The organism is Photorhabdus australis DSM 17609 (assembly GCF_000711895.1).
Classification (GTDB): domain Bacteria; phylum Pseudomonadota; class Gammaproteobacteria; order Enterobacterales; family Enterobacteriaceae; genus Photorhabdus; species Photorhabdus australis.
Genome location: NZ_JONO01000024.1, coordinates 75,101 through 89,128, shown reverse-complemented (window position 1 = coordinate 89,128; position 14,028 = coordinate 75,101). Strand labels below are relative to the sequence as shown.

Below are 14,028 nucleotides of genomic sequence, written 5' to 3'. Positions count from 1 at the left end.
ATTGAAAAACAGATTATTCCAGCTAATAAGTTTGAATATTTATTTGAAGGAGATGATGAGTTTTTCTGTAAACCAGAACCCGGTCTGAGGTTAACTTTTCACCATGTTTCAAGGAGACTGTGTTCAGTGGAGTTTGTATTGATCAATGTTTATGATAATAATGATTCATATAATGGTGATATGCCTCCTCCATTTTTAAACTCAATGGATAAAAAAACCGTTAGAACACTCATGGGGGAGCCTGATTCCAGCGGTGGTCCAAAAAAGTTCCGGTAATAGGGCTTATGGGTGGGTTTGATGCTTATACACTTAAACTAAGCGAACAATACCCTAATACAAATATTCATTTTTCATATTTAACTGATTTGCGAGTAGATGTATTAGCATTTGAACAAATTGTATAGATGTTTTCTGGAATGTTTTTTAAATTTTATACCTTTATTTGGATAGCGGTTAATAAGCCGTTATCCATGTTTATATGCTATAGGTCAGATATAAATAAAGAGGTTATATAAATAGTGACGATTAATGTTGAAGAATTAATTAATGGTTTGGGGAAAACCTATCAGGAAATTTTTAATGAAGGGTTAATTCCTTATAAAACTAAACCAAGAGGTTTTGCTGGAGATAAAACTATATTCTTAAATATGGCGAAAGAGGATGTTTTTTTATCATTTAATCGAGAAACTAAGGTATTTATAGAGATGACGTTAACTTTACTTATACCTGATCGCCCTGGCTTTGTTTTTCCAAACGATATGCCATATCCTTTAAATAAGGAGATGAATCGTCAATGGGTAAATGATAATTTAGGAAAGCCAACTAAAACTGCCCCGCCATTTAAAGCATTAAAACGTGAATTTGGTTGGACATATCTTTATTCCTATCAAGGTAAGTCGGGAATCAGCATGCAAATATCGCATGATGATTTAGATCGAGTTAGTCGAGTTACATTCTTACCTACAAATAGAGTGCGCTGGTAGTTAATAATAAAAGGGATACCTATTTTTAAGAGCCAATTCATCAATCAGCAGTTTGAAAAGTTAAATTGAAGATGAATTGGCTTAACCAAAATGGAATAATTACTTGAATTTTTAGCGCGGAGTAATCTCTTTATCTTCTTTGGATAAAATGGGCAGCGATATTGAATCGCTCCCGATGCCGGAAGAAAAGTATTTTCGCGATTATATTCTGGTGCTTATTATTCCTGTAAAGATTATTTAACTTATTTAAGACAAAGTTTACTTAAAATTGAAAGTGTTAATAAAGTTATTTCCTTTTTGAAAATACATTTTTGATTAAGCAATTGATATTCTTATTTGTTATTTTTCACAAAAAGGGATATAAGCATTAACAGAGTTAATTTTTGTTTTTAATTTTTCACTGATAACTATATAATAGGCCAGTTTTAAAATTCATGGTGTTAATCCCCGATATTTACTATCCCTGCATTTGTGCTTTTAAATGGTTATGGCGGATTAGGTAAATGTAAAATAAACGGAGGAATAACATCGTCAATAAATCATTAAATATGGCAGTAAATAAGACGCTTTTAGTCATGCTGTATCTATCAGGGTGCCGGGCATAGTTTATCTCTGCAACCACCAGAAGGTGAGAATCCTGCTTGATATAAAATCTCCAGCCAGACCACTTTGTGCTGTGCAAGCTCAACGGGAATCTTGCTTGATTATCAATAACCAAGACGATGCATGAGTATTTCCCATAAACTGGCAGCAATGAATACGTTACAAATCGGTTGAAATGCTATAAACCTTTTGCTAAATCCGCTACAATGCGCGGTTCGAAAAACATCCCATTTATTTACGACTACACAACGTAAGACACTAAAATATGTTTGAAATTAATCCGGTAAAAAACCACATTCAGGACCTGTCTGAGCGGACAACGGTTCTGAGGGGGTATCTTTGACTACGATGTCAAAAAAGAACGCTTAGAAGAAGTTAATGCCGAACTGGAGCAACCTGATGTCTGGAATGAGCCGGAGCGGGCACAGGCTTTGGGTAAAGAACGCTCCTCACTGGAAGAGATTGTTGAGACCATTGATCAGCTTGAGCAAGGTCTGGAAGATGTACAGGGTTTGTTGGAACTGGCCGTAGAAGCTGATGATGAAGAGACTTTCCATGAAGCGGTGGCTGAATTGGAACAGCTTGAAGGCAAATTGGGTCAATTAGAATTCCGCCGTATGTTCTCTGGTGAGTATGACAGTGCTAACTGTTATCTTGATTTGCAAGCAGGTTCTGGCGGTACTGAAGCTCAGGATTGGGCAAGTATGCTGATGCGTATGTATCTGCGTTGGGCTGAATCTAAAGGATTTAAAACTGAAATCATTGAAGAATCCGATGGTGAAGTTGCCGGGTTGAAATCAGCGACTATTAGAATCATAGGTGATTATGCTTATGGTTGGTTGCGTACTGAAACCGGTGTCCACCGTTTGGTCCGCAAGAGTCCATTTGATTCTGGTGGTCGTCGTCATACTTCGTTCAGTTCTGCGTTCATCTATCCTGAAGTCGATGATGATATTGATATTGAAATTAACCCGGCAGACTTACGTATTGACGTTTATCGCGCATCAGGTGCGGGTGGACAGCACGTTAACAAAACAGAATCCGCGGTGCGTATTACCCATATTCCAACTAACATTGTGACTCAGTGTCAGAATGACCGTTCTCAACATAAAAACAAAGACCAGGCAATGAAACAGCTGAAAGCGAAGCTGTATGAACTGGAAATGCAGAAGAAGAATGCCAACAGACAGGAAATGGAAGAGAACAAATCTGATATTGGCTGGGGCAGCCAAATCCGCTCTTATGTTCTGGATGATTCACGCATCAAAGATTTGCGCACCGGTGTTGAAACTCGCAATACTCAATCTGTGCTGGATGGTGATCTGGATAAATTCATTGAAGCAAGCCTTAAAGCTGGCCTATGAGGAACTAAAATGTCACAACAACAACAGGGTACCGGACAGGCTCCCGATTTAAATAACGAATTGCAAACCCGCCGTGAGAAACTCGCGGCTTTACGTGAAAATGGCATTGCTTTCCCAAATGATTTCCATCGTGAAAACATTTCAGAAGAGCTGCACACGAAATATGACGACAAAACCCAAGAAGAGCTGGAAGCACTGAATATTGAAGTGACAGTTGGCGGTCGTATGATGACTCGTCGCATCATGGGTAAGGCTTCTTTTGTCACGCTACAGGATGCGGGTGGTCGTATTCAGCTATATGTTGCTCGCGATGATTTGCCGGAAGGTATTTATAACGAACAATTTAAAAAATGGGATTTGGGAGACATTCTGGGCGCACGTGGTAAGTTGTTTAAAACCAAGACTGGTGAGCTTTCCGTCCATTGTACTGAATTGCGTTTGTTGACTAAAGCTCTGCGTCCATTGCCGGATAAATTCCACGGTTTGGCTGATCAGGAAACCCGTTACCGCCAGCGCTATCTGGATTTGATCGCTAATGAAGAATCGCGCAAGACTTTCCAGATTCGTTCTCAGGTTTTGTCGGTAATGCGTAACTTTATAATCAGTAAAGGCTTTATGGAAGTGGAAACACCGATGATGCAGGTGATTCCTGGTGGTGCGGCGGCACGTCCGTTTATTACTCACCACAATGCGCTGGACATTGATATGTATCTGCGTATTGCACCGGAGCTTTACCTGAAACGTTTGGTGGTTGGTGGTTTTGAGCGTGTGTTTGAAATTAACCGTAACTTCCGTAACGAAGGTGTATCTCCGCGGCATAACCCTGAGTTCACGATGTTAGAACTCTATATGGCTTACGCAGATTACAAAGATCTGATTGTGCTGATCGAAGAGTTATTCCGTACCCTGGCTCAGGATGTTTTGGGGGATACACGGGTCAAATATGGTGAGCAGGAATTCGATTTCGGTAAACCATTTGCTCAAATGAGCATGAAAGAAGCTATTTGCAAATATCGTCCCGAGACCAATATGGCGGATCTGGAAGATATGGATAAAGCGGTGGCTATTGCTGAATCTCTTGGTATTAAAGTTGAGAAAAGCTGGGGACTTGGTCGTGTTCAATGTGAGATTTTCGAAGAAACAGCTGAAAGCCGCTTGATTCAACCAACATTTATCACTGAATATCCGGCAGAAGTTTCTCCACTGGCTCGCCGTAATAATGAAAATCCGTTTATCACTGACCGTTTTGAATTCTTTATTGGTGGACGTGAAATTGGGAACGGCTTCTCAGAATTGAATGATGCTGAAGATCAGGCAGAACGCTTTGCTGAACAGGTTCGTCAGAAAGATGACGGCGATGATGAAGCGATGTTCTATGATGAAGATTATATAACGGCTTTGGAACACGGCATGCCACCAACAGCTGGCTTAGGTATTGGTATTGACCGTATGGTCATGCTGTTTACTAACAGCCATACCATCCGTGACGTTATTCTGTTCCCGGCGATGCGCCCACAGAAATAACAGACCGAATTAAGTTTTAAATCTCAACTCCCCTATGGCATAGCAGTCAGGGGAGTTTTTATTTTCAACTGATTGAAATGCAGGCAACTTAAATCAATACGGGCTTTTTCTCAAGATGCAGCTTCCCATGATGCAGCCACCAGAACGCCACTTAATCGGATTCAGCAATTTGGAAGCAGTCCTAAATGACCCAGTTTGAAAATAACAAGATTGATCTGTTTGGTGATGCTTACGAGTTTTTAATCTCTAACTACGCGGCTAATGCAGGTAAATCAGGCGGTGAATTTTTTACACCACAACACGTTTCCAGGCTAATCGCTCAGCTCGCCATGCACGGGCAAACCAGCGTGAATAAAATATATGATCCAGCCGCTGGTTCTGGCTCACTGCTATTACAAGCCAAAAAACACTTCGATGCCCACATTATTGAAGACGGTTTCTTTGGTCAGGAGATTAACCATACCACTTATAACCTTGCACGTATGAATATGTTTTTGCACAACATTAACTACGACAAGTTTAATATTATGTTGGGCAATACTTTAACCGAACCGCATTTTGGTGATGATAAACCGTTCGATGCCATTGTCTCTAATCCACCGTATTCAGTGAAATGGATTGGCAGTGATGATCCAACACTGATCAACGATGACCGCTTTGCTCCCGCTGGTGTATTAGCGCCGAAGTCCAAAGCCGACTTTGCCTTTGTACTGCACGCATTGAGTTACTTATCCAGCAAAGGCCGCGCGGCGATTGTTTGCTTCCCGGGTATTTTTTACCGTGGTGGAGCTGAACAAAAGATCCGCCAATATCTGGTAGATAACAACTATGTTGAAACCGTGATCTCATTAGCGCCTAACCTGTTTTTTGGCACGACCATTGCTGTAAATATTCTTGTGCTGTCTAAACACAAAATTGATACCAAAACCCAGTTTATTGATGCCAGCACGCTGTTTAAAAAAGAAACCAATAACAACGTACTTACAGATAGCCATATCGAACAAATCATGCAGGTGTTCGATAGCAAAGCTGATATTGAACATTTTGCTAAATCAGTCAGTTTTGAAGCCATCGCCGCTAACGATTACAACCTATCGGTGAGTAGCTATGTCGAAGTTAAAGACAACCGCGAAGTAATTGATATTACAAAACTCAATGCTGAATTAAAGACCACCGTTAAAAAAATTGACCAGCTACGGGCAGATATTGATGCCATTGTTGCTGAGATTGAAGGAACGGAGAATAAGGCGTGAGCAATATGAGTTTTATGGAAAAACTGCTTGATGGCGTTAAGGTGGAATGGATGGCTTTGGGGGAAGTGGCGAAAATAAAACATGGCAAAGATTGGAAGAGATTGAATTCTGGCGATATTCCAGTGTATGGTTCAGGCGGGATCATGGGGTATGTCGATACTTATTCATATAATAAGCCAACGGTTTTAATTCCCCGCAAGGGCTCGATAACAAATATTTTTTATATTGAGTCACCTTTTTGGAATGTTGACACAATTTACTATACAGAAATTAATACTAAGAAAATTATCCCTAAATTTTTATATTATTTTATTAAAACTATTGATCTATTGGCGTTAGATACAGGATCAGGAAGACCTAGTCTGACGCAGGCTGTATTAAACAAAATACAAATCCCTATCCCTCTACTTCATATCCAAGAAGAAATCGTCCGTATTTTGGACACCTTTACTGAGCTTACAGCTAAGCTTACCGCTAAACTTACCGCTGAGTTTACCGCCCGAAAAAAACAGTACAACTATTATCGCGACCAGTTGTTGAGTTTTGAAGAAAGTGAGGTGGAGTGGAAGACTTTGGGGGAAATTGGTGAGGTTCGCATGTGCAAACGAATTTTAAAAAACCAAACCCTCGAAACAGGAGATATTCCATTTTATAAAATTGGAACATTTGGAAAAAAGCCTAATGCTTTTATTACACGAGAATTATTTGATGAATATAAAGCAAAATATAGCTACCCAAAAACTGAAGAGGTTCTAATTTCTGCAAGTGGTACGGTCGGAAGATCAGTCATATTTGATGGGAAAGATGCCTATTTTCAGGATAGTAATATCGTATGGATTGAAAATGATGAAAGTCAGGTATTAAATAAATATTTGTTTTATTTTTACCAAATTGCCAACTGGAATATTTCCGATGGCGGAGTAATCAAACGTTTATATAATGATAATATCAAAAAAACAACGATCCCTGTTCCGTATCCGAGCGATTCTGAAAAATCACTTGTCGAACAAGAGCGCATAGTAGCTATATTAGATAAATTCGATGCTTTAACTCATTCCATTAGCGAAGGTCTGCCGCGAGAAATTGAATTACGTCAAAAGCAATACGAATATTATCGCGATCTGCTGTTGAGTTTCCCCAAGCCAGAGGTAGAGGCGTAATATGAGCAAAACTTTTCTTGGCTATAAAAAGTGGGGTGATTTATTGCCAAAAACCGATGATGGCAGGCCCAATCCTTATGAAGCCAGGATTATTAATATCTCTAGTCATTCAAAACATGCAGGTGAAGAGGTCTCTGAGCTTACGGAAGATGATAAGCGTGTTTTGCGCTATCTGGTTAATGAAATTAACACTATGTACCGCTTCCAACAGGCAGAAAATTAGAGTGAATCGAATTTATAGGTGAAGTATGCACGAATACAAAACTGTTGCTGAATCAAATAACTTTATCGTACTTGATAAATACACTAAGGAATTGCAGCTAAATGAAACCTATCAAAGCGAAGGTGATTTAGAACGGGAATTGATCGACGATTTAATCAACCAAGGTTATGAATATGTTACTGGTTTAAACACGCCCCAAAACATGCTGGCTAATGCGCGGGAGCAATTACAGGTACTGAATAATGTTAATTTTTCAGAAAGTGAGTGGCAACGCTTTGTTGAGCAATACTTAGATAAGCACAGCGATAACAGCATAGACAAAACTCGTAAGATTCATAACGATTATATCTACGATTTTGTTTTTGATGATGGGCATATTGAGAACATCTATCTAGTCGATAAGAAAAATATTGCCCGTAATAAAGTACAAATCATTAAGCAATTCAAGCAAACAGGGGCGCAAGCGAATCGATACGATGTAACCATTTTGGTTAATGGCCTGCCATTGGTACAAGTTGAGCTTAAAAAGCGCGGAGTTGCTATTCGCGAAGCTTTTAACCAAGTGCACCGTTATAGTAAAGAAAGCTTTAATACAGAAAACTCACTGTTTAAATACTTACAGCTTTTTGTGATTTCAAACGGTACAGACACGCGCTATTTTGCTAATACGACTAAGCGTGATAAAAACAGTTTTGATTTCACCATGAATTGGGCCAAGTCTGATAATACACTGATTAAAGATTTAAAAGATTTCACAGCCACGTTTTTTCAGAAAAATACCTTGCTGAATGTATTAATTCATTATTCTGTATTTGATGTTAGCAATACTTTGTTAGTGATGCGTCCCTATCAAATAGCGGCTACTGAGCGTATTTTGTGGAAAATTAAAAGTGCATATCAGGCTAAAAATTGGAGTAATACTGAAAGTGGTGGCTACATTTGGCATACCACGGGGTCGGGCAAAACCTTAACTAGTTTCAAAGCGGCGCGTTTGGCTACTGAGTTGGATTTTATCGATAAGGTGTTTTTTGTGGTCGATCGTAAAGATCTGGATTACCAAACCATGAAAGAATATCAACGTTTTTCGCCTGACAGCGTTAATGGTTCGGAGAGTACCGCAGGGCTAAAACGGAATATTGAAAAAGATGACAATAAAATTATTGTTACTACCATTCAAAAATTTAATAACTTAATAAAAAGTGAAAGCGATTTACCAATATACAATAAGCAAGTAGTGTTTATTTTTGATGAGGCACATCGCAGCCAGTTTGGTGAAGCACAAAAAAACCTAAAGAAGAAATTTAAAAAGTATTATCAATTTGGTTTTACCGGCACGCCAATTTTCCCGCAAAACGCTTTGGGTGCAGACACCACCGGTAGGGTGTTTGGCCGAGAATTACATTCGTATGTGATTACCGATGCTATTCGTGATGAAAAAGTATTGAAGTTTAAAGTTGATTATAACGATGTAAGACCACAGTTTAAGTCCATTGAAACAGAACAAGACGAGAAAAGATTAACAGCGGCAGAAAACAAGCGAGCTTTTTTACATCCTGTTCGTATTCGTGAAATTTCCCAGTATATTTTAAATAACTTCAGGCAAAAAACGCATCGTCTCCAGGCCGGAGGCAAGGGTTTTAATGCTATGTTTGCGGTTAGTAGTGTGGATGCTGCCAAAGCTTATTATGAAGCGTTTAAGAATTTACAAAAAGAGGCTGATGAAAATAAAACGAGCAGAAAACCGCTTAATGTTGCCACCATCTTCTCTTTCGCCGCTAATGAAGAGCAAGATGCTATTGGTGAGATTATTGATGAAAGTTTTGAGCTCTCTGCAATGGACAGCAGTGCCAAAGAATTTTTAAGCGCAGCTATTGATGATTATAATGCAGCGTTCAAAATGAATTTTGGTGTAGATAGTAAAGGTTTCCAAAACTACTATAAAGACCTTGCTCAGCGAGTGAAAAATCAAGAAGTAGATTTACTGATTGTTGTCGGCATGTTCTTAACGGGATTTGATGCGCCGACATTGAATACTTTATTTGTCGATAAAAATCTGCGTTACCATGGCCTAATGCAAGCTTTTTCACGCACTAACCGTATTTATGACGCCACGAAGACCTTTGGCAATATCGTCACCTTCCGGGATTTAGAACAAGCTACGGTTGACGCTATCACTTTGTTTGGTGATAAGAACACCAAAAACGTGGTGCTGGAAAAAAGTTATAAAGAATACATGGAAGGCTTTACCGATTTAATCACCGGCAAAGTATGCCGTGGATTTTTGGATGTAGTGGCTGAACTGCAAAGACGCTTCCCTAATCCTGATAATATTGTTAAAGAGCAAGATAAAAAGGACTTTGCCAAGCTATTTGGTGAATATTTGCGTGCGGAGAATGTACTGCAAAACTATGATGAATTTGCAGGATTAAAGGCTCTACAACATGTAGATATTAGTAATCCGGAGGCTGTTGAGGCATTTAAGGCTAAATACTACCTAAGTGATGAAGATATTGCTGCGATGCAAGCGATTGAGATGCCAACTGAGCGTGTTATTCAAGATTATTGCTCAACCTATAATGATACGCGTGATTGGTTACGCCGTGAAAAGTCGTCTAACGAGAAAGACAAATCTACTATTGACTGGGATGATGTCGTCTTTGAAGTGGACTTGCTCAAATCGCAGGAAATTAATTTAGATTACATTCTTGAGTTGATTTTTGAAAACAATAAAAAGAATAAAAATAAGGCAGAGTTAATTGATGAAGTTCGCCGTTTAATTCGTTCCAGCCTTGGTAATCGAGCAAAAGAAAGTCTAATTGTTGATTTCATTAATCAAACTAACTTGGATGAAATTATCGACAAGGCCAGTATTATTGATGAATTTTTCAAGTTTGCTCAAGCTGAACAAAAACGTGAGGCAGAAGAGTTAATTAGCTCGGAGAAATTAAATGAAGATGCGGCTAAGCGTTATATTGCAGTATCGTTAAAGCGAGAATATGCAAGTGGAAACGGCACAGAGCTAAATTCAACGCTACCAAAGTTAAGTCCACTTAATCCGGAATACAGAACGAAAAAGCAGACCGTTTTCCAGAAAATTGCTGCATTTGTTGAGAAGTTTAAAGGGGTAGGTGGGCAAATATAGGTATATACCTGTTATCTTTCAAGTTGCCTCTTTGTTGGCTGCACTCACTCACCCCGGTCACATCGTTATCTATGCTCCCGGGGATTCGCTCCTTTGCCGTCGCGATGCATCTTGAAATCTATTGGGTATAAGCTAATACACAACAGCAGACTGTAATTAACCCGAATTATGGATAAGAAATTGACGAGAAGCCTGTTCTAGGAGCAAAGTTTTGGTGCACACCAAAAACTGCTCCGGGGTGGAGCAGGCCATGGACAAGTCTCAAAACTGTTTCAAAGGATTACAAAGCAGTACTAAGGGTTGTTTGCCCATTGTCGTATAACAGGATTTATGTTGACCGTTTTAGGCGGTTTGATTGCTTATTGTCTTAAATGGAAGAAGCCATCACTGAAAATTTTCTATTCGGAAGACGATTTTTCAGTGACGGCTTAAACAGAATTCTGGTTAATTATCTTGAAATCCATCCTTCTGAAATCTGGCCTAGTCCTTATTTTGATAAATGTGGTCAACTTATTAAGCGCAGGGTTCGCAATAATAATCCGCTTTAATTTGTGATATATTTCGTGAAAATAATAAATGTTTATACAAAGCCCTGAGATTAAAATGGCTGCTTAATTCGACCATTTTTTAAACTTCACGGCTTTTTTCATTTAAAATGCCATAGGAATAAATGAGGTTATGTATTACCTGGAACGATTAGCACATAGCACACTAACCTTATTGTGAAAACATGAGATATAGATCACATATTGAAAAATATAACAACAGCAAAACGATATTTTTGAGGTTTTTTAGCAAAAAACAATATATAGGAATGTGTATAGAATCAAAAATAGAATAAATATTTTTGTTTAAAATTAATATATTAAGTGTTTTGTTCTATACTCTTCATCTCGTTCACATTGAAAATATGTTGTTTAATATGAAAATAATCCCATTACTAAATCAGCCTCGAATCAGCTAGACATGATGTGTTTTGAATGCGGATACATCACCATAGAAAGCATTCTATGGTAAATAAATAATCAATAGAGACTGTTTACCATGAAAGAAAAACATTGGTCGAAAACCCAACTGTTACATGAAGCTGTAACTAATCAAAATATTATCATCAAAGGCACACATAGCTACTATAGTGATTGTTGGAGTGGTGGTTTTGAAGAATCTGTCGTGCGTTATTTATACGGTGATAAGATCAGCCTTCAGTGGGAGTCTAAGTGGCCAATTGATAAATTGTATATTGGCGATTATGTTTGCATAGGTGCTGAAGCCATCATTCTTATGGGTGGAAACAATACGCACAGAGCAGATTGGTTCTGTTTATATCCATTTATGGAATGTATTGAAGACGCATACGTAGGCAAAGGTGATACGCATATTCATGATGGCGTATGGCTTGGTATTCGTTCGATGATCATGCCAGGTGTTACGATCGGAGAAGGTGCTATAGTTGCCGCTAATAGCGTCGTAACTAAAGATGTTGAACCATATAGTATTGTGGCTGGCTCGCCTGCGAAATTAGTGAAATATCGCTTTGCACTGCATATCATAAATGAACTGTTAACGTTAAAAATATATGATTGGTCGGAAGAGAAATTTAATGCATTAAAACCCTATCTCTGTTCTTCAGATATTAACGCGTTAATATCTGCTGTAAAATCATATGTAGAGGAATAGTTAATTAGGCTGGATTCAATAAGTGTAATTTTTCACAATATCTAATTACTGAATTATTTAACCGAAGTCCATTAATTATTAACTGATATACCGTTTCGGCACGCAAGTCGCAAACGGTATTTCTCCGAAAGCAGTCTGACTTTGACTCACCAAATAGAAAATATCGTACAATAGGGGGGAGTAAGACAAGAAATTACTATTCTGTATTTAATATTCCTTCAATATAAAAGAAAGTATGCTACTATTTCTATTATGAAAAGAAAAAATACACCAACGCCACATGACGCTATTTTTAAGAAGTTTTTAAGTCATATTGATACCGCCAGAGATTTTCTAGAGATACACTTACCTGTCTCATTACGGGCTGTTTGTGATCTTGATACACTGCGATTGGAATCAGGGTCGTTTATTGAGGACAATCTGCGGGCACATTATTCCGACATTTTATATTCACTAAAAACTACGCAGGGGGAGAGTTATGTATATTGTGTGATTGAGCACCAGAGTTCCCCGGACAAGATGATGGCATTCCGGCTGATGCGTTACTGTATTTCAGCCATGCAATGGCATCTGGAGCAGGGACATAAAAAATTGCCTCTGGTTATTCCGGTGTTGTTCTATCACGGAAAAATACGGCCGTATCCGTGGAGTACCAACTGGTTCGATTGCTTCGATGCTTCGGCTCTGGCGGAAGAGCTCTATTCCAGCGCGTTTCCGCTGGTCGATGTGACGGTAATCCCCGACGATGAAATCCTGACGCACAAACGGGTCGCGCTACTGGAAATAGTGCAAAAACATATCCGGCAACGTGATATGGCGGAGCTACTGCAAGAGCTGGCCATATTGTTTGCGTATGATTATTACTATACAGGTGAGCAGTTAGAAAGCATGCTAAACTACTTACTACAGGTGGGAGATACCGCCGATCCAGAAGGTTTTATCCGGCGACTGGCAGAACAGTCCCCGAAGTATGAGGAGGTACTGATGACAATAGCGCAGAAATTGGAACACAAAGCACGGCAAGAAGGGCTTCAAGAAGGGCTTCAAGAAGGATTACAGAAAGGTGAAAAAAGAGGTGAAAAAAGAGGTGAAAAAAGAGGTGAAGAAAAAGGTGAAAAAAAAGCGAGTCTGAGAATTGCCAGTGCATTAATGGACATTGGTATCGATCGTGAAACGGTAATGAAAACCACTGGATTGAGCCAGAGCGAACTTGAACAAATACGTCATTGATTCGTGCTGAGAGCTTTAATCGGTATTTAAGGGTTCGTGTTAAAAGAGGGGGCTTGTCCGGCGACTGGTAGAAGCAGAACAGTTCCCGAAGTATGAGGAGGTACTGATGACAATAGCGCAGAAATTGGGACACAAAGCACGGCAAGAAGGGCTTCAAGAAGGGCTTCAAGAAGGATTACAGAAAGGTGAAAAAAGAGGTGAAGAAAAAGGTGAAAAAAAAGCGAGTCTGAGAATTGCCAGTGCATTAATGGACATTGGTATCGATCGTGAAACGGTAATGAAAACCACTGGATTGAGCCAGAGCGAACTTGAACAAATACGTCATTGATTCGTGCTGAGTGCCTTAATCGGTATTCGAAGATTCGTGTTATTTAAAGAGGTGTTTGTCCGGTGAGTAGTGGAACTGTCCCCGAAAAATATGATGAGGTACTGATGACAATAGCGCAGAAACTAACGCAGAAAGCATATCAAGAAGGATACCAAGAAGGATTACAGATGGGTAGAAAACTGGCGGTTTTGAAAATCGTGTGTGCAATGATAAATACGGGTATCGACCGTGAAACGATAATTAAAATGATTGTGATGAGCCAGAGTAAGCTTGAACAAATAGACGATTGACTTATACCGATGCCTTAATTGGTATGAAAATTCGTGTAAATAAGTGCACGAAGCTTTACATGGAAGCGGTATGTTATTTGGATAAGTTTGAAATTATATTTGTTCTGTCTGGTATTGAGCTTTTTAATTGAAATAGTATTTGAATAGTTAAAAAACACTCCTCAAATAAAACATTAGAAACATCGGAATCCGATAAATTTTCTCTTGTAAGAGGCAACCAGATTGGTTGCCCTATATCTTCACCTTCCAAT

8 protein-coding genes and 6 pseudogenes are annotated in these 14,028 nt (G+C 39.0%); all 14 read left to right on the top strand.

The features are described from left to right. A pseudogene (locus BO26_RS08285) lies at positions 1-276 on the top strand (DUF6392 family protein); the annotation flags it as partial. A gap of 242 nt (positions 277-518) precedes the next feature. After that, positions 519-983: a DUF6392 family protein gene (locus BO26_RS08280; protein WP_036770806.1), complete on the top strand. Its 465-nt coding sequence runs from the start codon at positions 519-521 to the stop codon at positions 981-983. Positions 984-1,851: 868 nt separating this feature from the next. Further along, positions 1,852-2,950 (top strand): peptide chain release factor 2 gene (prfB, locus tag BO26_RS08275; protein ID WP_110882716.1). Its coding sequence is split into 2 segments (ribosomal slippage): positions 1,852-1,926 and positions 1,928-2,950, totalling 1,098 coding nucleotides; the frame shifts between segments, so codons are not numbered across the junction. 9 nt (positions 2,951-2,959) lie between these two features. Continuing rightward, entirely contained in the window at positions 2,960-4,474 is a 1,515-nt protein-coding gene (gene lysS, locus BO26_RS08270) for a lysine--tRNA ligase (protein WP_036770804.1), read from the top strand. A gap of 194 nt (positions 4,475-4,668) precedes the next feature. Continuing rightward, positions 4,669-5,727, top strand: a pseudogene (locus BO26_RS08265) (type I restriction-modification system subunit M); the annotation flags it as partial. Then, positions 5,724-6,887, top strand: a complete 1,164-nt coding sequence (locus tag BO26_RS08260; protein ID WP_420864694.1) for a restriction endonuclease subunit S — start codon at positions 5,724-5,726, stop codon at positions 6,885-6,887. The pseudogene BO26_RS08265 and the gene BO26_RS08260, both read left to right, overlap by 4 nt. A 1-nt stretch (position 6,888) precedes the next feature. Then, the gene (locus tag BO26_RS08255; protein ID WP_236637401.1) at positions 6,889-7,110 is read left to right on the top strand and encodes a hypothetical protein; all 222 of its coding nucleotides are present in this window, start codon (positions 6,889-6,891) and stop codon (positions 7,108-7,110) included. Between the two features lie 25 nt (positions 7,111-7,135). Beyond that, positions 7,136-10,252: an HsdR family type I site-specific deoxyribonuclease gene (locus BO26_RS08250; RefSeq protein ID WP_036770800.1), complete on the top strand. Its 3,117-nt coding sequence runs from the start codon at positions 7,136-7,138 to the stop codon at positions 10,250-10,252. Positions 10,253-10,561: 309 nt separating this feature from the next. Continuing rightward, a pseudogene (locus BO26_RS23080) lies at positions 10,562-10,684 on the top strand (IS982 family transposase); the annotation flags it as partial. Between the two features lie 5 nt (positions 10,685-10,689). Beyond that, positions 10,690-10,800: pseudogene (locus tag BO26_RS23975) on the top strand (helix-turn-helix domain-containing protein); the annotation flags it as partial. Between the two features lie 496 nt (positions 10,801-11,296). Then, positions 11,297-11,929, top strand: a complete 633-nt coding sequence (locus tag BO26_RS08240) for a CatB-related O-acetyltransferase (RefSeq protein ID WP_036770799.1) — start codon at positions 11,297-11,299, stop codon at positions 11,927-11,929. Positions 11,930-12,181: 252 nt separating this feature from the next. Then, positions 12,182-13,159 carry an Rpn family recombination-promoting nuclease/putative transposase gene (locus BO26_RS08235; protein WP_036770798.1) on the top strand — a complete coding sequence of 326 codons (978 nt, stop codon included), beginning with the start codon at positions 12,182-12,184 and terminating at the stop codon, positions 13,157-13,159. A 49-nt stretch (positions 13,160-13,208) separates the two neighbouring features. Beyond that, positions 13,209-13,487 (top strand): annotated as a pseudogene (locus tag BO26_RS08230) (ISNCY family transposase); the annotation flags it as partial. Positions 13,488-13,573: 86 nt separating this feature from the next. Continuing rightward, positions 13,574-13,777, top strand: a pseudogene (locus BO26_RS08225) (ISNCY family transposase); the annotation flags it as partial. Positions 13,778-14,028 lie beyond the last annotated feature (251 nt).